Source organism: Streptomyces sp. NBC_01335, from assembly GCF_035953295.1.
Taxonomy (GTDB): Bacteria; Actinomycetota; Actinomycetes; order Streptomycetales; family Streptomycetaceae; genus Streptomyces.
Map to the genome: position 1 here is coordinate 6,198,641 of NZ_CP108370.1, position 20,376 is coordinate 6,219,016.

At 73.4% G+C, this 20,376-nt stretch carries 17 protein-coding genes; 5 read left to right on the top strand and 12 right to left on the bottom strand.

Annotated elements, in window-relative coordinates; all coding sequences use genetic code 11:
* Nucleotides 1-61: 61 nt before the first annotated feature.
* From OG599_RS26605 to OG599_RS26650, 10 genes are all read right to left on the bottom strand, one after another.
* Entirely contained in the window at nucleotides 62-457 is a 396-nt protein-coding gene (locus OG599_RS26605; RefSeq protein WP_327178484.1) for a hypothetical protein, read from the bottom strand.
* 462 nt (nucleotides 458-919) lie between these two features.
* The gene (locus tag OG599_RS26610; protein ID WP_327178485.1) at nucleotides 920-2,170 is read right to left on the bottom strand and encodes a cytochrome P450 family protein; all 1,251 of its coding nucleotides are present in this window, start codon (nucleotides 2,168-2,170) and stop codon (nucleotides 920-922) included.
* A 138-nt stretch (nucleotides 2,171-2,308) separates the two neighbouring features.
* Nucleotides 2,309-3,676 carry a cytochrome P450 gene (locus tag OG599_RS26615; protein ID WP_327178486.1) on the bottom strand — a complete coding sequence of 456 codons (1,368 nt, stop codon included), beginning with the start codon at nucleotides 3,674-3,676 and terminating at the stop codon, nucleotides 2,309-2,311.
* Nucleotides 3,673-4,221, bottom strand: coding sequence for a GTP-binding protein (locus OG599_RS26620; RefSeq protein ID WP_327180202.1), 549 nt, complete (start codon nucleotides 4,219-4,221; stop codon nucleotides 3,673-3,675). The genes OG599_RS26615 and OG599_RS26620 overlap by 4 nt, the downstream gene beginning before the upstream one ends.
* Before the next feature lie 85 nt (nucleotides 4,222-4,306).
* Nucleotides 4,307-4,666, bottom strand: a complete 360-nt coding sequence (locus OG599_RS26625) for a DUF742 domain-containing protein (RefSeq protein WP_327178487.1) — start codon at nucleotides 4,664-4,666, stop codon at nucleotides 4,307-4,309.
* Complete coding sequence (locus OG599_RS26630) at nucleotides 4,663-5,109, bottom strand: roadblock/LC7 domain-containing protein (protein WP_327178488.1); 447 nt, start codon at nucleotides 5,107-5,109, stop codon at nucleotides 4,663-4,665. Before OG599_RS26630 ends, OG599_RS26625 begins: the two co-directional genes overlap by 4 nt.
* On the bottom strand, nucleotides 5,106-6,710 hold the full coding sequence (locus tag OG599_RS26635; RefSeq protein WP_327178489.1) for an ATP-binding protein: 1,605 nt from the start codon (nucleotides 6,708-6,710) through the stop codon (nucleotides 5,106-5,108). Before OG599_RS26635 ends, OG599_RS26630 begins: the two co-directional genes overlap by 4 nt.
* A gap of 551 nt (nucleotides 6,711-7,261) precedes the next feature.
* Nucleotides 7,262-8,113, bottom strand: a complete 852-nt coding sequence (locus OG599_RS26640) for an alpha/beta fold hydrolase (protein WP_327178490.1) — start codon at nucleotides 8,111-8,113, stop codon at nucleotides 7,262-7,264.
* A gap of 80 nt (nucleotides 8,114-8,193) precedes the next feature.
* Nucleotides 8,194-9,015: an alpha/beta fold hydrolase gene (locus tag OG599_RS26645; protein ID WP_327178491.1), complete on the bottom strand. Its 822-nt coding sequence runs from the start codon at nucleotides 9,013-9,015 to the stop codon at nucleotides 8,194-8,196.
* Between the two features lie 200 nt (nucleotides 9,016-9,215).
* Nucleotides 9,216-10,052, bottom strand: a complete 837-nt coding sequence (locus OG599_RS26650; protein ID WP_327178492.1) for an alpha/beta hydrolase — start codon at nucleotides 10,050-10,052, stop codon at nucleotides 9,216-9,218.
* Nucleotides 10,053-10,416: 364 nt separating this feature from the next.
* On the opposite strand from OG599_RS26650, the gene OG599_RS26655 reads away from it, so the two are divergent.
* From OG599_RS26655 to OG599_RS26665, 3 genes are all read left to right on the top strand, one after another.
* Nucleotides 10,417-11,118, top strand: a complete 702-nt coding sequence (locus OG599_RS26655; RefSeq protein ID WP_327178493.1) for a nuclear transport factor 2 family protein — start codon at nucleotides 10,417-10,419, stop codon at nucleotides 11,116-11,118.
* A gap of 262 nt (nucleotides 11,119-11,380) precedes the next feature.
* A complete protein-coding gene (locus tag OG599_RS26660; protein ID WP_327178494.1) occupies nucleotides 11,381-14,080 on the top strand; it encodes an ATP-binding protein in 2,700 nt (899 codons plus the stop codon).
* A gap of 290 nt (nucleotides 14,081-14,370) precedes the next feature.
* Nucleotides 14,371-15,783 carry a lipase family protein gene (locus OG599_RS26665; RefSeq protein ID WP_327178495.1) on the top strand — a complete coding sequence of 471 codons (1,413 nt, stop codon included), beginning with the start codon at nucleotides 14,371-14,373 and terminating at the stop codon, nucleotides 15,781-15,783.
* Between the two features lie 124 nt (nucleotides 15,784-15,907).
* On the opposite strand, the gene OG599_RS26670 is transcribed toward OG599_RS26665, so the two are convergent.
* Complete coding sequence (locus OG599_RS26670) at nucleotides 15,908-16,696, bottom strand: SAM-dependent methyltransferase (RefSeq protein WP_327178496.1); 789 nt, start codon at nucleotides 16,694-16,696, stop codon at nucleotides 15,908-15,910.
* 158 nt (nucleotides 16,697-16,854) lie between these two features.
* Nucleotides 16,855-17,874: a helix-turn-helix domain-containing protein gene (locus OG599_RS26675; protein WP_327178497.1), complete on the bottom strand. Its 1,020-nt coding sequence runs from the start codon at nucleotides 17,872-17,874 to the stop codon at nucleotides 16,855-16,857.
* Between the two features lie 289 nt (nucleotides 17,875-18,163).
* On the opposite strand from OG599_RS26675, the gene OG599_RS26680 reads away from it, so the two are divergent.
* Together OG599_RS26680 and OG599_RS26685 are read left to right on the top strand one after the other, a co-directional pair.
* The gene (locus OG599_RS26680; RefSeq protein ID WP_327178498.1) at nucleotides 18,164-19,006 is read left to right on the top strand and encodes an alpha/beta hydrolase; all 843 of its coding nucleotides are present in this window, start codon (nucleotides 18,164-18,166) and stop codon (nucleotides 19,004-19,006) included.
* A 284-nt stretch (nucleotides 19,007-19,290) separates the two neighbouring features.
* Complete coding sequence (locus tag OG599_RS26685; RefSeq protein WP_327178499.1) at nucleotides 19,291-20,370, top strand: beta family protein; 1,080 nt, start codon at nucleotides 19,291-19,293, stop codon at nucleotides 20,368-20,370.
* The last annotated feature ends 6 nt before the right edge of the window (nucleotides 20,371-20,376 follow it).

The following is a 20,376-nucleotide window of genomic DNA, read 5'->3' on the forward strand; positions in this document are numbered from 1 at the left end:
TCCTGAGAGGTGAACGAGAGGGGCCCTGGGGGCAACATCGACATTCCTGACATCGTTCCGTTCAAGAGTTACCCCAGAACGCCTCCTCTTCCACCTTCAACCCGGGCAACATCGCGCGAAACCGGTCGTAGGCGGAGCGGCAGGTGGCATGCCGCTCGTAGGCCCTCGGTGAGACGGCCACCACGGTGCCCGACCTGTCCCGCAGCACCCAGACCCAGCCGCCGCCCCCCTGGCGGTGCTGGATCCCCCCGGAATGGTGCGCGTGCGCGGCGCACAGCTCGACGAACGCCGCCCTGCACCGCGCGTGCGAGCCGAACGACACCCCCGCCACCGCCATCGCCCGGCCGTTCGACGCGACCAGCCGCCAGCCGTACCCCCCGTGCGTGTCGATGTCTGTCTGACATCGCGTGCCCGTCGCACCGGCGGCCGATCTCGCCGCCTCCTTCGGCTGTTCCATGCCCCACCCCCTGCCGCCCCTTCACAGAAAAGACCGCAGGGTACGCACCTGCGTGGGCGGCAGAGGCAATCTACTGAGATGTGGGGAACCATGGAGAGGCAAAGGAGACCCCAAAGGCCACGATTCATGACGCGGTAACCATGCGGCCATGCTGGGGAAATCGCCCGAGACCGCCCCTTCCGCGCGGGAGTGCGCCGGGGCCGGAGAGGCGTGGGGGTACGTGGCCGAGCGGGGCGGAATGGGGGCATCCGGATTGTTTTCCCGGGCCGGAAGAGCGGCTCGTCCCCGAGGCCGCCGCCCCCGGGGGCACGCCTGGGCCCGCCCCTGCGCGCGAGCTGCCCGCGCTTCCGGTGCGGGAGGCGGGTCGGAGCCGTACAGGAAGGTGCGTGGGGGGACGCGTACGAGGCGGGCGGGGGCACCTTGTGCTGCCCCGCCCGCCTCGTACGCCGCCTGGCGCAGGTCTCAGCCGTGCAGGCGCACCGGCAGTCGCTGCACGCTGTTGCCCACGAAGGAGGCGTGCCGGGGGAGTTCGGGCTCGGGCACGGCCAGATCGAGGCCGGGGAAGCGGGTGAACAGCTGCTCCAGCGCCGCCGTGCCTTCCATCCGGGCCAGCGGGGCGCCCATGCAGTAATGGGCGCCGTGGCCCAGCGAGAGGTGGCGGGCCTTGCTGTCGCGGGTGATGTCGAAGCGCTCGGCGTCGGGGCCGTGGGCGTTCGGGTCGCGGCCCGCCGCCGAGTAACCGGCCAGTACCGGCGTCCCCTTGGGGATCACGGTGCCGTCGAGCTCCAGGTCGCGCGTCGGGTAGCGGAACGGGAAGTAGCTCACCGGGCTGTCCCAGCGCAGCGTCTCCTCCACCACGTCCTCCCAGCTCGCCTCGCCCGCGAGGACCAGGGCGAGCTGGTCGCGGTGGGTGCAGAGCGCCCGTACCGCGTTGGTGATCAGGTTGAGGGTCGTCTCGTGCCCGGCGATGATCGTGAGCATCAGGGTGCCGAGCAGCTCCTGCGGGGCCAGCCGGTCGCCGTTCTCCTCACGCGCCGCGATCAGCGCGGTGGTGAGGTCGTCGCCCGGCTCCTCGGCCCGGGCGGCGGCGACCGCGCTCAGCACCTCCACCATCTCCCGGTTGGCGGCCATCGCCTCCTCGGGGCCGATGTCCGTGGCGACGATCTGGTTGGACAACCGGTGCAGCCGGTCGTGGTGTTCGGGCCCCACACCCAGCAGTTCGCAGATGACGCCCATCGGCAGCGGCAGCGCGAAGTGCGTCCGCAGATCGGCGACCCCGTCCCCGGCCACGGCGGCCGCCTCCAGGCCGTCCAGCAGCGAGGCCGTCAACGCCTCGATGCGCGGCCTGAGTTCCTCCACCCGGCGCGGGGTGAACGCCTTGCTCATCAGGGACCGCAGCCGCCGGTGGTCGGCGCCGTCGGCGGTCGTCATCCCCTGCACGGTGGCGAACGTCTTCAACGGCCAGCCGTCCGCGATCTCACCGGCCTGGAGCGCCGCGAAGTGCGCCGCGTTCTTCGCGACGTCGGGGTGCTGGAGGAACTCCTTGAGCGCGTCGTGCCCCAGCACCGCCATGCCCTCCACCTCGCCGGGCATGATCACCTCGGTGACCGCGGAGCGCCGCAGCAGCCGGGCGTTGGCCGCGTGCGGGCACCCGCCCGCGGGGTCGAGGCGGTACGGCCCGTCGGCCGCGGAGTTCACCGGTGACGTGTTCAACAGAGCTCTCCAGATTCGGGGATGAGTGGTCGCGGGGCGGTACGCCGTGCTCCGCGAAGCGCGGGCCCGCGCTGCGGGGCCCGCGCTGCCGGGGCCTTGCCGCGAGGTCGCCGGCGTGGGTCCGCCGGCGTGGGTCCGTCAGTACGGCACGGTCGAGGACGGCCGGTGCGTGGCGGTGCTCCAGGGCGCCGTCCGCGCCGGCGCGAGGTCCCGCGCCGACTGCGGGGTGACCGCCCCCTGCGGCAGCTGCGGTGTGCCGAACCGTACCGGGAGCGCCCCCAGGCCCTTGCTCCAGGGAGACTTGATCCACTGCAACTCCGATTCGGGCACGGCGAGTTCCAGATCCGGCAGCCGGTGCCGGATGGTGTCCACCGCGGTCCGGGTGATCAGCCGGGCCGGGTCCTGCGCGGGGCAGGTGTGCGGTCCGGCGCCGAACGCCAGATGGGAGCGGTTGCCGACCACCGGCGCACCGTCGGCCGGCAGGATCTCCGGGTCCGCGTTGGCCGCCGCCAGGCCCAGGATCAGCATGTCGCCGGTACGGATGTCCTGTCCGCCGAACCGCATGTCGCGGGTGGCGTAGCGGGCGGGGAAGTTCTGGGTGGGCGGAAAGCGCCACAGCACCAGGTCGAGCGCGTCGTCCACGCTCAGGTGGCCGCCGGCCAGCGAGGAGCGGAACGCCGGGTCGCACAGGAGGATCCGCAGCGTGGTGGCGATCCAGTTCACCGTGGTCTGGTTGCCCGCGACGAACATCACCACCAGGTTGTGCAGCACCTCCTCGTCGGTGAGCTCCGCCGGGTGGTTCAGCAGCGTGGACGTGATGTCCTCGCCCGGCTCGCGCCGCTTCTCCTTGATCAGCCCGTAGAGGATGGCGCCCATCCGCCGGCTGGCGTCCGCCGAGTCGCTGGTGGCGGAGACGATGCCCGCGACGGCCTCCACCAGCTCCCGCCCGGTGCGGTCGTCCAGCCCGAGCAGTCCGCTGACCACCCGCATCGGCAGCGTACGGGCGTAGTCGGCGACCAGGTCCGCCTCGCCCCGCCCGGCGAACGAGGCGATCAGCCCCTCGGCGGCGGCCCGTACGCTCCGGCGCAGCTCGTGGCCGTTGATCCCGGCGAGCGTGTCGGAGACGGCCGCCCGCATCCTGCGGTGCTGCTGCCCGTCCGCGAAGAGCAGCGCCGGGCGCCAGCCGACCATCGGGAGGATCGGCGCGTCGGCGGGCACCCGGCCCTCGCGCAGCAGACGCCAGTGGCGCGGATCGTGCGAGAAGTCCCCCTCGTCGCGGGTGAGCTTGAGCAGCTCGCGGTGGCCCAGCACCAGCCAGGCGTCGATGCCCGGAGCCACGGAGACCGGGGCGACCGGTCCGTGCGCGTCGCGCATCTCCTCGTACAACAGGGTCATCCGGTCGCCGTCGAGATCCGGCCCGTACAGCGGGGTCGCCGTCGACGCGGACGGGGCGGCGGGCCAGGGGCACCGGGCGGCGGACCCGGCCGGGGGATGCGGCGTGCTCATGAAGGCTCCGTGGCGACATGGATGAGGTGGCTGACGAGGGCGATCAGGGCCCGGATCGACGACTCCTCGTCGCGGGCGTCGCACAGGACCAGCGGTGTCCCGGGCAGCAGATCGAGCGCGTCGCGCAGATCGGCCGTGTCGTGCAACGGACTGCCGGGGAAGACGTTCACGGCGACGGCGAACGGCAGATCCAGGTCCTCCAGGTTGCCGAGGGCGTCGAACGACGCGGTCAGGTCCCGGGTGTCCACCAGGGCCAGCGCCCCCAGCGCGCCCTTGGCGAGATCCCGCCACGCGGGCAGGAACCGCTGCTGGCCCGGCGTACCGAACAGGTAGAGCACCAGGTCGCCGTCGATGGTCAGCCGGCCGAAGTCCAGGGCGACCGTGGTGGTCGTCTTTCCGCTGTCCACGACGGTGTCGACCCGGGCGCCCGCCTGGGTCATCGCTGCCTCGGTGAAGAGCGGCTCGATCTCCGAGACGGTCCCGATCAGCGTGGTCTTGCCGACCCCCAGCGGGCCGACGACCAGGATCTTCGCCGCCCCCGCCACGCTGGACGCGACGTACTTCCCGGAGGTGGGACCGGCCGGGGTTCTGCGGCCCGGCACGGGTGCCGGACCGGCCTCGACGAAGGCTTCAGATACGGCTTTCGAGACCATCGAGGACCTTTCTGAGCATGGTCACATCCGCGCGTTCCGCCGCGGGAATGGGAGGGCGGGTCACGATCAGCCCCCACTGGACGAGATCGGCGAGCAGCACCTGCACGACCGAGGGCGGCTGGCGCAGGTGCGCCGCCACCTCCGCGACCGAGATGAGTCCCTCGCAGTGCGTCAGGATGGCGAGGTGCTCCGGCTGGAGGGACGCGGGGAACGCCGCCTCCGTGGCCATCACCAGCGACTCCCAGGACAACGGCTCGGCGCCGGACTCCGCACGGCCGCGGGTGATGACGTAGGGGCGTACCGCCGACGCTCTCGGCTCCCCGGGCCGGTCCGTCATGACGACGCGATGGCCTGATCCCGCGGCAGACTGCTCAGGTGCGCGCCGATCTTCGCCACCAGCAGCTGCATTTGCTGGGCCACGAGGCCGACGTCCGCCTCCAGGTCGGTGGCGACCCCCAGGTGCGCGCCGACCCCGGCGTGGGTGAACAGGACGAACCCGTGGTCGGACTCGAGCATCAACTGGCGCAGCCCCACGCCGGACCCGAAGAGCAGGGTCGTCGTGGAGCGGCCCGTCATGGTCATCGCCGCACAGGCGGCCGAGAGCGACTCCGCCTCGGCGACGCTGAGACCCGACACCGGGCCCTTGAGGTTCTTCGCGGACGCGTGGCCGAGACGCAGACCGTCCTCCGAGACGACGACGGCGTGCCGGACGCCGGGGATCTCGGTGAGCGGGCGGAGCATCCAGCCCAGGTCGGGGAGTCGAGTGATGGTTCCGGTCACGACCGGCCTCCGTGCTGGTTCGGGTTACTGGGCAGAGGCGGTTCGCCGGGCGGCGGCGCCTCGGTTTGATCGGTGGCCGGCCGGTGGCCCGCCGCGGACGCGCCGAGGGCGGCGCGTCCGCGCAGGGTGCCGGAGACCACGCTGGCGATCGACGCGCGGGCCGCCTCTGGCGTCCACGGCGCGGACTCGGGGACGGACTCGGGGGCGGGCCGCGCCCGGGGCACCGAGTGCCGTGCCGCCCGCGGCGACACGGTGTCCGAGGAGTCCGGGGTACGGGCCGGGCTCCGCCGACTGCGGCGGCGGGGGAGACCCGCGGTCTCCGGGCCGCCCTCCGAGGACGGCCCGGCCGGGACGAGGTCGTCGCCGCGGTTCCCCGGCCGGGCGCCGGTGTACTCGGCGCTCCCGGCGTACTCGGCATGATCGGCGTCCTCGCGGCGCCCGGCCTGGCGATGCTGTTCCCGCACCGGGGGCTCCGGGGACTCCGGGTCGTTCTCGGGCCAGGCCTCCGGACGCCGGTGCGCCGGGACCCGCGCCGCCGGCTCGGTCAGCAGCCGGAACGGTACGAACATCACGGCGCGGGTCCCGCCGTACGCGGACGTGCCGCTCAGCTCCACGTTGAAGCCGAGCTCACGGCTCCACCGGCCGACACAGGCCAGACCGAGCCGGGGCACCGCGCCCAGCCGGGTCAGGTCCAGATCGTCGTGCAACTGGCCCCGAGCCTGCTGCAACACGTCCGGCGGCATGCCGAGCCCGGCGTCGTCGATCTCGACGACCGCCCCGGCGCCCACCTCCCGGACACTGACGATGACCTGGGAGCGCGAGGGCGAGAAAACCGTGGCGTTCTCCAGGAGTTCGGCGATGGCGTGCATCAGCCCCTCCGCCGCCGGAGGCGCCGCGTACAGGGTCTGCCCGCCGTGCACCTCGATCCGCCCGAACTCCACGATCCGCGACTGCGCGCCGCGTACGCAGTCGTACAGCGAGACCGGCCGGGTCTCCCGGCGCGCGGGCCAGATGCCGCACATCACCAGGAGCGTCTGCGCCTTGCGGGTCATCTGGGAGGCCGCGTGGTCGGCCTTCATCACCTCGGCCATCAGGCGGGGATCGTCCAGGGAGCGTTCCACCTGGTCCAGCACCTGCTGCTGCACCGTGGCCATCACGTGCATGGTGCGCGCCACCGACTCGAAGGCGGCCATCACCGAGTCGCGCAGGACGCGCTCGCGGTGCACCGCCTCGTCCGAGCCGAGCACGTCGACCACCCGGTCCAGGGACCGCGCGAACTCCTCGCCGGTCTCCCGCCGTTCACGCAGCGGACCCGGAGCCCCGTCCACCCGCTGCCCGGTGCGCAGGAGTTCGGCGATGGCCGGTACGCGCACCCGGGCGAGGTGCGCCACTTCCGCGTCCCGGGCGGCGGCGAGCGCCGCCGCCTCGGCGCGGTGCGCGCGTTCGGCCTTCAGCTTCCGGGCGAGCAGCACCACCGGGGCGATCAGCAGCACGGCGACCGCGACACCGCCGGCGGCCAGGAAGCGCCGCGCCTCGCCGGTGAGGGCCAGGGCCGACACCGCGCCGCCGGCCGCGAGCACGGCGGCGGCCGGCCAGACCACGGCGGGGCGGAGCGCTGTCCCGTGCTCAGGCCGGTCGGTCCGCTTCGCGGGACGCGCTCCGCGGGTCGGCGGCCTCACCACGTCGGCCTCGCCCCGACGGCCTTGCAGAACACAGCGCCAGCCACGAGGAATGGACCCTTCCAGGACACGTCGAACTCCCTTGCGAGATCAAAGGCATGCAGAGCCTAGACCAAACGGTCTGATTTCCAAGGGGACTGAGGAAGACTGCCCGTCAAGATCGCAACAGTTATGGCGACTTGTCGCACACGTACTTCCGGAATTCGAGATGTCCGAGGGGCGCCGCTCCTCGTGCCGCCCCGCGGTCGCTCATGGGCCGGTCCACCAGCGGCGATGGACCGGCCCGGGCGCGAGGGCGGGTGACGCCGCCCGCGCGGGCGGAGCTCCCGGCACGGGAATTCCCGACGGCATCACCCGATACCGCCGGGACCTTCACACGCGAGCCGTATTTCCGGCCGCCTCTTTCCGGCCGCCTCTTCGAGGCTCTTTCCGGCCGCTCCTTGCCGTACGGGGTGGCCGGGCCGGATCGGCCGTCACGGGCGGGGCCGCGCCTCCTTCGTCGCCGTGTACCTGACAGCGGCCTCGATCAGGTCGAGGACGGCGCCCGGATGGGAGACGAGGGCGGCGTGGGAGCTGTTGATCTCGACGGTACGGGCCTGGGCGCGCCGGGCCTCGAAGCGCTCCAGGTCACTCCCGAGTGTCTTGTCCTGCCGGGCGACGAGCGCCCAACTGGGGATGGTGCGCCAGGCGGCGGCGGTCGCCGTGGCACCGAACTCGGCTGCGGCGACCGGGCGTTGGGCGGCGGCCATCACACGCGTCGTGGCCGGCGGGAGATCGGCGGCGAAGACATCCCGGAAGAGGGCGGGGTCGATGAAGAGATCGGCGCTCTGGTTGCCTTCCTCGGCGGTCCCGGTCGGGATCTGGCGCAGGGCCGGGGTCAGCTGCGACTCGGTCGAGCGGGCCGCGAGCGCGCCGAGGTTCTCGTCCTTGTCGGGCATCAGGGCGGCGATGAACACCAGCGCCTCGACCTGCGGATTCCCCGCCGCCGCCTGACTGATCACGGCACCGCCGTACGAGTGTCCGACCAGCACGATCGGGCCGTCTACGGTGGCCAGCACACTGCTCAGGTAGGCGGCGTCGGAGGCGAGGCCGCGCAACGGGTTGGCGGGGGCGAGGACGGTGTATCCCGCCCGCTGGAGCCGGGTGGAGACGGCGTTCCACCCCGAAGCGTCGGCGAACGCGCCGTGTTCGAGCACGATGGTCGGCCGGACGGTCGCACGGACCGCCCCGGCGGGGGCGGCGGAGGCATGGGGCGCCAGGGTGAGGGCCAGCAGCCCCGCGACGGCGGGCAGGGCCAGCAGGCTTCGGATACGTCGGACGTGCACGGGTTCTCCCAGGTGTGTCGGGTCGGGTCGGTGAGGAGGCTTCGGGCCGGTCGGTGGTCGGTGGGCCGGCCGAACGGTGCTCAGTCCTTGAGGAAGGCGAGGAGGTCCTGTCCGAACTCCTCCTCGAAGCCGCCGAACAGTCCGTGCGGGGCGCCGGGGTATACCTTGAGCGTGGCCCGGGGCAGGAGTCGTACGGACTCCTCGGCGGCGGCCCCGATCGGAACGATCTGGTCGTCGTCCCCGTGGGCCACCAGGACCGGAATGTCGATCTTCTTCAGGTCCTCGGTGAAGTCGGTCTCGGAGAAAGCCTGGACGCAGTCGAGCGCGCCCTTGAGTCCAACCTGCATGCTCTGCAGCCAGAACTCCTGCCGCTTGCCCTCGGAGACGGTCGCACCCTCGCGGTTGAAGCCGTAGAAGGGTTCGCTCAGGTCCCGGTAGAAGCTTGAGCGGTCGGCGGCGACCCCGGCCCGGATCGCGTCGAAGGCATCGATGGGCAGGCCCTTGGGGTTGCTGTCCGTCTTCAGCATGAGCGGGGGCACCGCGCCGAGCAGGACCGCCTTGGAGACCCGGGAGGTGCCGTGGCGCCCGAGGTAGCGGGTGACCTCGCCGCCACCGGTGGAGTGCCCCACCAGGACCGCGTCGCGGAGGTCGAGGTGCTCGATCAGCTCGGCGAGGTCGTCGGCGTACCGGTCCATGTGGTTGCCGTCCCAGGTCTGGGTGGAACGGCCGTGACCCCGCCGGTCGTGCGCGATCGCGCGGTAACCGTGCGAGGCGACGAGGTGGGACTGGGTGTCCCAGGCGTCGGCGTTGAGGGGCCAGCCGTGGCTGAAGACGACGGGGCGGCCGTCGCCCCAGTCCTTGAAGTAGATCTGGGCGCCGTCCGTGGTGGTGATGATGGGCATCGCTGTGTTCCTTCGCGAAGGGCCGTGTCCGGGCCGGTGGGAGCCGGCCGGCAGGGGGCGGATCGATACGGGACGCCGAGTGCGGGTCGGCGGGAAAAACGGATGAGGTGGGCGAACGGGAGCGCGGGGAGCCTCGGCAGGGGCCAAGGCCCGAAGTTGCCGGATCGGACGGAGCGGCCGGATCGGACGGAGCGGCCGGATCAGACGAAGCGGCCGAGGAAGGCGAGCGTGGTGTCGGCGACCTCGCGCCAGCCGCTGTCGATGATCAACGAGTGCCCGCGCCCGGGGAGTTCGGTGATCTCCGTGATGCCGGTGTTGCGCTTCTGGCGCTTGAAGGAGGCGTTGGCGATGGCCCACGGCACGGTGTGGTCCTTCTCCCCGGAGATGATGAGGAGCGGGCCCCGTTCGGGGTTCTCCGTATCGACCCGGGCTTCGGTCCAGGGGTTGAAGTTGGCGGTCGCGGCCTGGAAGAGAGGGGCGCCGGGCGCGGGGACCGCGAACGTCCGGTGCAGGTCCCGCGCCTCCTGCTCGTCCACGGCGTTGGCGAAAGCGTATCGGAACTGCTCAAAAGTGAGCGGAACGGCACGATGGATGTTCGCCGGGTTGGTCAGGACCGGGGCGGAGGCGCGCAACGCGGAGAACGGCAGGGGCAGGACCCCACGGAACGGCGCGGGATCGATGGCGACGGAGGCACGCGCCAGGCCCCGGCCGGCCAGGATCTGGGTGAGCAGGCCGCCGAAGGAGTGCCCGACGACGGCCGGCTGGACGTCGAGCTTGCCGACGAGGGCCTGGAGGTGGTCGGCGATCCGGCCGACGGTCTTGTCGGCGAGGATCTCGGGATGGGCGTTGGCCTCGTCGACCGTGGTCGGGTCGTCCGGCCAGGACAGGGCCACGGGGGCGTATCCGGCCGCCTCGAAGAGGGCGGCCCACCGGTCCCAGCTGCTGGAGAGCAGCCACAGACCGTGGACGAAGACGACGGGGACGCGGCCCGAGGCGTTGGCCGCGTCGATCTGTTCGATGTCATGAGCAGGAGGCATGGCCCCACGCTAGGAACCGGCGGGCGTCCTGGAACCGGGCGAATGACTGCAACCGCGCGGGCGCCGACCGCACGGTGTGCTCCCCGCCCGGCACCCCGCCGCGGACCGGGGGCGTGGCACCGGACCGGTACCCGGCGGCGGTGGGCACCGAGCCCGCCGGCCCGCCCGCTGCCCGGCCCGCCCGCCGCCCGGCGCCCGGCCCGCCCGCCGCCCGGCGCGCGGGCGGCCTGCCGAGGTGCCCTCGGCGGCCGGGAGGCGAGGGCACCCGCCCGCCGCCCCTCGGATGCAGTCATCCGTACGATGCGCCTCCCCGCACGGCCCGCGCAGACTGGTGATCCGACCGCTGTCCCCGAACGGAGTGCCCATGCCGGACGCCATCTTCGGTCACCAGTACCTCGGAGATCTCGGAGACCTCGTGCTGTTGCTCGACTTCGTCGCGGCCGACCGGCTCACGGTGACGGTGCTGGAGGGGGACGCCGGGGACGGTGCGGACGGCCGCGAGGAGACCGTGCGCATGACGATGACCGAGGTCAGGGCCGGGCTGTACTTCACCTTCTGGCAGGACGGATCGGGCACCTCCGTCACGCAGCTCCAGGACTTCACCAACGGCGTGCTGCGCGCCACGCTGGCCAGAGGAGACGGGAGTTGTGCGGTCATGGCAGGAACCCTGCGGCGGATCGACGGGGACGAGCGCGTCCAGGGCGGTGCCTGCGACCGCAAGGAGGTCGCCGTGCGCGCCATGCGGGACCTGCTGGCCGGCGACACCACGCACCTGGAACGCGACTGGACCGAGAACTTCGTGGAACACAGCCCCGGACGGTCCGGCGGCCTCCCCGGACTGCGCACCCGGGCCGGGAACGCGGAGGGCGCCGTCTGGGAACCGGCCAGGATCATCGCCGAGTCGGACTTCGTGGTGACGCACGCCCGGCTCACCGTGCCCGGACGCGAACCCGCCGCGGTGGTGGACGTCTTCCGCTTTGAAGGCAACCGGATCGCCGAGCACTGGGACGTCGTCCAGCCCGAGGCGGCAGGAGGCGAGGCGGCGGGCCGTCTCCCCATGGTGTGAGGGTTTCATGATCATGTCGTGATCCGTGATCCGCACACGGACCGACCCACAGCCGATAGCCTCCGACCCGGGGGCGAAGTACAGGATGTCGACCGGGCAGGGGGCGTCGCCGGGCGTGGAAACGAACGATGCGGTACCGGTACCGCCCGGCGGCGACCCGCGAGACCCGCGAGACCCGCGAGACCCGCGAGACCCGCGAGACCCGCGAGACCCGGGCGGCCGGGGCGGGACCGGGTCCGGGCCGGACGCCGGCGCCTCGCCCGTGGGCCGCGAGCGCGAACTCGCCGCCGTCGCACGGGCCCTGGCCCCGGACTCCGCCGAAGGGCAGGCCCTCGCGCTCATCGGGGAGCCGGGCGTCGGCAAGACCGAGCTGCTGCGGGTGGTCGCCGAGCGGGCGCGCGCGACCGGCAGCCGCGTACTGCGCAGCCGGGGAAGCGAGGGCGAGCGGGGGCTCGCGTACGCCGGGCTGCACCAGCTCCTCCTCCCGGCGGCCGCCTCGATCGAGCAGCTTCCCGAAGCGCAACGCGCGGCGCTGAACGCCGCGTTCGGGCTGACCGACACCGCGAGCTCCCCCGACCCCATGGTGCTGCGCCTCGGCGTGCTGAACCTCCTCTCCCGCCTCGCCGACCTCGGACCCCTCCTGCTGGCCGTCGACGACGTGCACTGGATGGACCCCGCGAGCCTCGACATCCTGGCGTTCCTCGCCCGCCGCCTGGAGGGCGAACCGATCCGCCTGCTCGTCGCCGGGCGCGGTACCGCCCTGCCCGACCGGCTCGCGCCCGCCCTGCCCACCCTGCTGGTCGGCCCGCTCACCGAGACCGACAGCGCGCTGCTGCTCGCCCGCCGGCACGGGGACCTGGAGCCCGGCACCCGCCGCCGGATACTCCAGCAGGCGCGCGGAAACCCGCTGGCGCTCATCGAACTCCCCGGCGCCATGGGCCAGGAAGGCCCCGCGGCCTGGGGACGGACCGCCCACCTGCCCCTCACCCGCCGTCTGGAGGAAGTCTTCGCCGCCCAGCTCGGCGCCCTGCCGGAGGCGACGGCGCAGGCCCTGCTGACCGCCGCGGCGGCCGGCACCTCCGACCTGTCGGTGATCACGCAGGCGCTGGCGGAGGACGAGCCCGACTCCTTCGAGGTGTGGCGGCCCGCCGAGGCGGCCGGGCTGGTCCATCTGCACGCGGGGCGGCTGGAGTTCCGCCACCCGCTGGTCGTCTCCGCCGTGTACACGAGCGCCCCGTACGCCGCACGCAGACGCGCCCATCTGCGCCTGGCCTCCGCCGAGCGGGACGCCGACCGCCGGGCGGAGCACCTCTCGGCGGCCACCGTCACCCCGGACGAGGAGGTCGCCCGGCAGATCGAGACCGCCGCCGAGCGCTACCGCATGCGGGGCGCGATCGCCGAGGCCGTCGCCGGATTCGTCCGCGCCGCCCAGCTCAGCCCCCGCCCCGAGGAGCAGGGCCGACGGCTGGGGATCGCCGCCGTGGTCGCGATGGTGGCCGGCGACGTCACCCGGGCCGAGGAGCTCGCCTCCCGCGCGAGCGCCCTCAGCGACGACCCGGAGGCCCGCGCCTGGACCGCCCAACTGGGCGCCGTCGCCGCCTCGATGACCCTGCGCATGGAGCACGCCTTCCACCTGGTCCTGCCGGCCGGCCGGCTCCCCGACCCGGCCATCGCTCCGTACACGCTCACCGTCGGCGCGCACATCACCCACCACACGGCCCGCGCCGACCTGCGCGGAGAGCTCGCCCGGCAGTTCGCCGCCGGCGCCTTCCCGCCCGGGACGGACCTCTACGCCACCTGGATCGCCTGGATCCTCGACCCCCACCACGCCGCCGTACGGGCGCGTGCCGCGCTGCCCACGCTGACCGCCGCGCTGCGCGGCGAACCCGCGGAGCAGCACCTCGCCGGCGCCCTCGCCATGTGGCTCGACGCCACCGACGTCTCCATCGGCCTGCTGGACGCCGTCGCCCACCCCGACCGGGCCGACTCCCTCACCGTGCAGGCCGGTACGGCCGCCGCGGACCGCGCCTGGGCCCTCTTCGACGCGGGCCGGTGGAGCGAGGCCCGCCTCGGGGCGCGGAGCCTCGACGAAACGCCGGGCCGGCCGCCGTCGCTGCTCTCGGTCACCGTGGCCCGCGTCCTGCTGGGCACGCTGGACGCGGCGGCCGGGAACCGGACGGCGGCGGAGACGTCACTGCGGCCGATCCTCGACCACGCGGAGACCGCCCACCTGCGGCTGCTGTCCGGCCGGGTCCGCTGGGCCCTCGGTCTCGCCGCGCTCACCGACGAGGACCACGCCGCCGCCCACGCCGTCCTGCGTCCCCTCTACGACACGGACGGCACACCGCTCCACCCCCATCTGGGCTGCTACCTCCTGCCCGAACTCGCCCTGGCCGCCGCCCGCACCGGCCAGGAGGACGACGCCCGCGCGGTCCTCGCCCGGGTGCGGGAGTCGGTGGGGTCCGCAGCCTCCCCGCGACTCGCCCAACGCCTCGCCCACGCCGCCGCGTTGCTGGCCCCGGCCGACGCGGCCGAGGACCACTTCGCCGCCGCGCTCGCCGTACCGGAGGGCCCGGCGTGGCCCTTCGAGCGGGCGCTGACGCAGCTCCACCACGGCCAGTGGCTGCGCCGCAGGCGGCGAGTGGCCGACGCCCGGGTGCAGTTGGCCGCGGCCCTCGACGCCTTCGAACGGCTCGGCGCCCGGCCGTTCGCCGACCGCGCCGAGGCCGAACTGCGCGCCGCGGGCGTCACCGTACGGCCGCCGAGCGGGGACCGGCTCGCGGAGTTCTCCCCCCGCACCCGGCAGGTCCTGCGCCTGGCCGCCGAAGGGCTGACCAACCCGCAGATAGCCGAGCGGCTCTACCTGTCCCCGCGCACGGTCGCCTCACACCTCTACCGCAGCTTTCCCAAGCTCGGCATCACCCACCGCTCCCAACTGCGCGACGCGGTACCACCGGCGTAGGGGCCGGGGCTCACCGTTCCGCCCTTCCCGGCGCGGGCGGATGGCGCGATCCGGCGCGCGCAGACGTCTTGTCACTGAGTGACACCCGGACCTACTCTCCAGTAGGACTCGCGAGTAACCAGCGTGTATCCGCGCGTTTTCCGGGCTCGGCGCACCCCTGTCCGATCCGGAACCCGGCGCAGAGCCCCCAATGTGCACACTCCGGTGCGGGATCAGGGTCCCGGTGCCCCCACGGCACGAGCCGCCGGTAGCGAACTCTCGTCCTTCCCCCGAACCGAGGAGTGAGCCGCATGGAACGACCGAGCAGTGCCCGTCCCCCTCACGCATCCCCATCCGCCCCGAGCCGCCGGACCGCCCGTCCGGCCCGGCGCGGCACCGCGGGGGTGATCACCGGGCGTCTGCTGGCGGCCGGGATCGCCGCCGCGGCCTGCCTGGGCGCCCAGACGCTTCCCGCGTCCGCCGCCACTACCCCGGTGGTCTCCCGGGGCGTGGAGATCCCGGCCTTCTACACCCCGCCCCAGACCCTGCCCGCGGCGGACGGCGCGCTGGTGCGTACCGAGCCGCTCAAGCTGGCGCTGAGCCTGCCCAGCCTGGGCGGCCCGCTCCCGGGCAAGGCGACCCGGCTCATGTACAAGTCCACCGACACCAACGGCTCCCCGGTAGCCGTGACCGGCGCCTACATCGAACCGACGGCCGCGTGGAAGGGGAGCGGACCGCGTCCGCTCGTCGCGCTCGCGCCCGGCACGATGGGGCAGGGCGACCAGTGCGCGGCCTCGCTGGGCCTCCAGAACCCGATCACGCTCAACGGCGACACCGTCTCCATCGGATACGAGGACCTCTCGGTCTACCGGCTGCTGGCGGCCGGTACCGCCGTGGTCGTCACCGACTACGCGGGCCTCGGCGCCACCGACCGGCTGCACACCTACGTCAGCCGGGTCGACGGCGGCCACGCGCTCCTCGACGCCGCCCGCGCGGCGCGCGGGGTGAGCGGGGCGTCCGTCACCGCCGCCTCACCGGTGGGGCTCTACGGCTACAGCCAGGGCGGCGGCGCCAGCGCCTCGGCCGCCGAACTCCAGCCCACCTACGCGCCGGACGTCAAACTGGCCGGTACCTACGTCGGCGCACCTCCGGCCGACCTGACCGCCACCATCAAGGGCATCGACGGCAGCGCCCTGGCCGGCGCCCTGGGCTGGTCCCTGAACGGCTTCCTCCAGACCGACCCGTCCCTCCAGCCCATCGCGGACGCCCAGATCAACGCCACCGGCAAGGCGGCCCTCGCCGACCTCTCCACGATGTGCATCGGCGACGCGCTCTTCGGCTACGGCTTCAGGAAGAGCAGCTCCTGGACCACCAGCGGCAAGTCCCTGAGCCAGCTGGTCGACACCATTCCGCAGCTCAAGGCCACGCTCGACGCCCAGCGCATCGGCAACCTCAAGCCCACCACCCCCGTACGGGTGGCCACCGGCATCCAGGACGACATCGTGCCGCACGCCCAGGCGCGCCAACTCGCCGTCGACTGGTGCCACAAGGGCGCCAACGTCACCTACGACGCCATCATCCTCCCCAACCTCGGGGACAAGATCGTCACCAACCACCTGGTCCCGCTCCTCACCGACCAGGGCGACGCCATCTCCTGGCTGACCGACCGGCTGGCCGGCAAGTCCGCGAGCTCCAACTGCTGGACCATGCCGATCCAGCCCTGACCCCGCACCGCGAACGCCGAGGGTCCCCCCGCCCCGCGCGGAGGGACCCTCGGGCGTGCGTGCCAGGCATCGCCCGGCAGACGGCGGTTCGACGACACGACCCAGGTTCGTGGTGCCCGGAGCGTCAGGGCTTACGGGCGACGAGACCCCACTGGTCGACGCCGGGGCCCTCGGGCTCGCCGTCGGGGCGCCAGTACGTGATGGAGAGGAACCCGGGGTCGACCAGCTCCAGTCCTTCGGCGCAGTCGGTGATCTCCTCGGGCTCGCGCACCAGGTAGGGCGGATTGTCGCCCGAGTCGTACGCGTCCTGGGCCGCGAGGGTCTCCGGGGTCTTGATGGTGTCGCAGATGACCAGGTAACTGCCCGACGGCATCCGGGACATGTACGACTGGACCACCTTGATCCCGTCGTCGGGGAGCAGGTGCCCCAGCGTCGACAGCAGCAGTACCGCCACCGGCTGGGTGAGGTCGAGGGTCTTCGCCGCCTCGTCCACCACCGCGTCCGTGTTGGTGAGGTCCTCGTCCACGAAGGCGGTGGCGCCCTCGGGCGAGCTGGTCAGCAGCGCCGCGGCGTGCACCAGCACGATGGGGTCGTTGTCCACGTAGACGATCCGGGACGTCGGGTCGACGGCCTGCGCGACCTGGTGGGTGCTGTTCTCCACCGGCAGCCCGGTGCCGACGTCCAGGAACTGGCGGACGCCCAGACCGCCGAGGTAGCGGATCGTTCTGGCCTGGAAGGCGCGCGAGGCCTTCGCGATGGCGGCCGTCGCCGGGTAGGCGGCGGTGACCGCGTCCGCCAGCTCCCGGTCGACGGGGTAGTTGTCCTTTCCGCCCAGCCATGCGTTCCACACCCGCGCGGAGTGGGGTATGTCGGCACGGATCTTCTTGCGGAACTCAATGTCGTCAGGGGCCATCGGAATCTCCTACTCGCGCTTCAACGGGTGCAGTTGGCCGGAGATCCGGTTGCCCGCACGGCATGACCGTACCTCCCGGTGGAGGGTGTGCGCGCGTCCCCCCTGAAACCCGTGCCCGGACACCGTCCCGGCCAGGTGAGCGCACACCTGACGGTGTGTCATGCCGGTGCGCCGGGGCCCTCGTCGCCGACGGGCGGAAGCCGGCGCGGGACCTGTGCGGCTGCCGGCCGCCGTGCCTCGCGCCAGGCCCGGGGTGAGACCCCGTAGGCGGCCTTGAAAGCGCGACTGAAGTGGGCCGTCGACGAGAAGCCCCAGCGGTGCGCCAGCGCCGCGATCGTCCCGCTGTTCGGCGGCACCCGGGACAACTCGCGGCGGCAGGCGTCGAGTCGCTGCTCGCGGACCCAGGAGCCGAACACGATGCCGTTCCGGGCCAGCACCGCGTACAGGTGCCGTACCGAGATGTGGTGGGCGCGGGCCACCGACGCGGGTGTCAGGTCCCGGTCGCCCAGACGGGTGTGGAGGTGTTCCACGATCCGTGTGCCGAGCGTCTCGTGCAGCGCGCCGGTGGCGAGCGCGCCGCTGCCCGACTCCCCGGCCACGACGGCGCGGACCAGCTCCAGGGTCGGGGAGGCGAGCAGCCGCGCCGCCGGTCCCTCGTGGAACCGGGGCCCGGTGGCGAGGCGGGTGAGGTAGCCGGAGGCCAGTCCCGCGATGCCGCTCCCGCCGTCGAGCGTACGAGCCGTCACCGCGCGCAACATGGGCTCGGGCAGGCCGAGTTCCTCCATGGGCACCCGGAAGAAGTGCGCGTCCACGCCCCGTTCGAAGAGCAGCGTGTAAGGGCGCCGGGTGTCGTAGAAGGCGAGATCCCCGGGGCGCAGGACCGCGTGTCTGCCGTCCTGCACGACGGTGCTGTGCCCGGAGACCTGGAGACTGATGAAGAGCACCGGTTCCGCGTCCGCCCTCACCAGGCGCGGGGTGCGGTGGACGGTCGCGGGGTTCGCCCGCACCGTGCTGATCTGTAGCGAGCCGAGCGCGGAGATCGTGACGTCGGCGAACACCTGGTCGGGGCGTGCCGGCAGGACGAGATCGACCGGGACGACCTGCTCGCGGATGGTCTCGCGCAGCGCTTCGGCACGGTCCCGGACGGGGAGGGCGGAGGTGCCCCAGACGGTCTTCACCGGTTCCTCCTTCGGATGCGGACCGACTGCGGTGTGCGGCAGCGGACGACCCCGGCAGCGTAGGGCGCCCCGGCCCTGCGCGGTGGTCACCGCGGCCGCGCTGTGCGTCGCCGGGCAACAAGTCTGCGCCGTACGGCCGGACGGGGCGCGCAAGTCGCCCGAATCCGGCCCGTCCGCCTCCGACAGCCCTGCCGTGAGGTCCGGTTGACCCACCGTGCACAGCTCGCCCGGCAGAGGCCCGGACCGGTCGGGATCCGCGCAGGCTGGGAGGGACCAGAGAGGAACACACATGTCCGCATCGGCCGATCTCCGGGCCATCGAACGCATCAATGAGGGCGACCGCACCCCTGTCGTCTTCGTCCACGGTCTGTGGCTGCTGCCCAGCAGTTGGGACCGGTGGGCCACCGTCTTCGAAGAAGCGGGATACGCCCCCCTCACCCCCGGCTGGCCGGACGACCCCGACACGGTGGCCGACGCCAACGCCCACCCCGAGGTGTTCGCGGGCAAGAGCGTGGGCCAGGTCGCCGACCACTTCGCGTCCCTGATCGAACGCCTGGACCGCAAACCCGTGGTGATCGGGCACTCCTTCGGCGGTCTCATCACCCAGATGCTCGCCGGGCGGGGCCTGGCGGCGGCGTCGGTCGCCATCGACCCGGCCCCCTTCCGGGGCGTCCTCCCGCTGCCCGTCTCCTCGCTGCGCGCCGCCGGTGCCGTACTCGGCAACCCGGCCAACTACCACCGGGCCGTGCCCCTGACCTACGACCAGTTCCGCTACTCCTTCGCCAACGCGGTGACCGAGGAGGAGGCGAGGGAACTGTACGAGCGGTTCGCGGTCCCCGCGCCGGGCGAACCCCTCTTCCAGGCGGCCGCCGCGAACTTCAACCCCTGGACCGAGGTGAAGGTCGACACGCTCAGCCCCGAGCGCGGGCCCCTGCTGATCATCTCCGGCGAGAAGGACCACACCGTGCCCTGGGCCATCGCCAACGCCTCGTACAAGAAGCAGGAGAAGAACGGGGGCGCGGTCACCGAGATCACCGAGATCGCGGGTCGCGGCCACGCGCTCACCATCGACTCCGGGTGGCGCGAGGTCGCGGACACCGCGCTGGCCTTCGTGAAGCGGTTCACCGACTGAGAGGTGTCGGCGGATCGCCGCCACCCCGGCTCCTCGGGGTGGCGGCGATCCCCTCGGGGCCGACGCGCGCGTCCCTGCCCACCCGCACCTGTTCGATTCGGCCAGAGCGTCCGGTCAGGCCCCCTTTCGCGGCCTCCGGGCGCCGAGGACCCTTTCCCGCAGGAGAACCGTGCCGACGGCGCCCGAGAGCGCTCCCCCTGGAGGGGAGAGCCTCCTCGGCACGAACGCGCCGCGCCGCCGGAACGGCCGCCAGGGATCGCAGGACCGTCCCCAGGGGAGCCGCCATGCCGAGACTTCTGTACGTTCCCGTACTCCCGGTGCGCAGCCACGCCGCCCGGGCCTACCGTGATCTGCGGCCCGCCGTCCGGGACGGTGTCACACCCCTGTGGAGCCTGCCGCCCCACCCCGAAGCGCGGGGCGCCTCGCTGGCCGCCGCCGTCCGCCGGGAGGTCGCGGAGGTGAGCCGGGTCCAGTCCGGGGGCCCGGCGTGGCTCGACGCCCCCTTCGCCGAGGAGGCGCAGATCCCGGTACTCGCCGAAGTGTTCGCCGCATACGTGGAGTTCGGCGCGTTCCGGCCGGTGACCGGACCGCTGCGGCCCGCCGCCCAGCAGGACGCGGCGTTCGCGACGGCGGCGGAGTACGGGCGCCCGCTCGGCGTCCGGGTACCGGTGCCCGGCGAGTGGGACCACGAACTCACCGAGGCGGTGGCCCGGTTGCCGGCACGGGCGGGTCGTGCCGTGGAGCTCGATCTGCTGATCGACCTCGGCGGTGTCCTCGCCGGCCGGCCCGGCGCCCACAAGGAGGCGCTGCGCGCCCTCGACGCCCTGCTCCCGTTGGCCGACTGGCGCTCCGTCGTCACCATCGGCGGAGGATTCCCGCAGGTGACGGCCGAGATGCTGGACCGGGGCGTACGGGAGGAGCCCCGCAGGGACTGGCAGCTCTGGCGGGAGATACGGCGGAACCCCGCCGGCCGGCTCGCCGCCCTCGGCTTCGGGGACTACGGGGTCCAGCCGGCCACCGCCCTGGCCCGCCCGTACCGGCCGGACCAGCGGGGAGGACCGGACTGGGGGTATCTGCGCTACACCACGGACCGGACCTTCGCGCTGGTGAAGGTCCTGCACAGCGGCCCGGACCGGGCGAGGGCCAACCGTGAGGCCGCACGCGCACTCCTGCGGCTGCCCGACTTCCGTGGCGCGCTGGCCAGTTCGGGGGAGTGCTGGCTGCGCGACTGCGCCCGCCCGCTGACACACCCCGCCGTGCGCACCGGATCGGACGGTCCCGGTACGGGCAACGCCGCCACCTGGCTGCGGGTCGGCACCGTCCAGCACATGACCCATGTGGTGCGGAGTCTGGCCAGGATCTGAGGCCCG

Excerpts from the sequence above, each read along its gene's own strand:
- OG599_RS26655 (WP_327178493.1), top strand. The coding sequence starts at position 10,417 with ATGCCGGACGCCATCTTCGGTCACCAGTACCTCGGAGATCTCGGAGAC.
- OG599_RS26625 (WP_327178487.1), bottom strand. The coding sequence starts at position 4,666 with ATGACGGACCGGCCCGGGGAGCCGAGAGCGTCGGCGGTACGCCCCTAC.
- OG599_RS26670 (WP_327178496.1), bottom strand. The coding sequence starts at position 16,696 with ATGGCCCCTGACGACATTGAGTTCCGCAAGAAGATCCGTGCCGACATA.
- OG599_RS26650 (WP_327178492.1), bottom strand. The coding sequence starts at position 10,052 with ATGCCTCCTGCTCATGACATCGAACAGATCGACGCGGCCAACGCCTCG.
- OG599_RS26685 (WP_327178499.1), top strand. The coding sequence starts at position 19,291 with ATGCCGAGACTTCTGTACGTTCCCGTACTCCCGGTGCGCAGCCACGCC.
- OG599_RS26665 (WP_327178495.1), top strand. The coding sequence starts at position 14,371 with ATGGAACGACCGAGCAGTGCCCGTCCCCCTCACGCATCCCCATCCGCC.
- OG599_RS26680 (WP_327178498.1), top strand. The coding sequence starts at position 18,164 with ATGTCCGCATCGGCCGATCTCCGGGCCATCGAACGCATCAATGAGGGC.
- OG599_RS26605 (WP_327178484.1), bottom strand. The coding sequence starts at position 457 with ATGGAACAGCCGAAGGAGGCGGCGAGATCGGCCGCCGGTGCGACGGGC.
- OG599_RS26615 (WP_327178486.1), bottom strand. The coding sequence starts at position 3,676 with ATGAGCACGCCGCATCCCCCGGCCGGGTCCGCCGCCCGGTGCCCCTGG.
- OG599_RS26645 (WP_327178491.1), bottom strand. The coding sequence starts at position 9,015 with ATGCCCATCATCACCACCACGGACGGCGCCCAGATCTACTTCAAGGAC.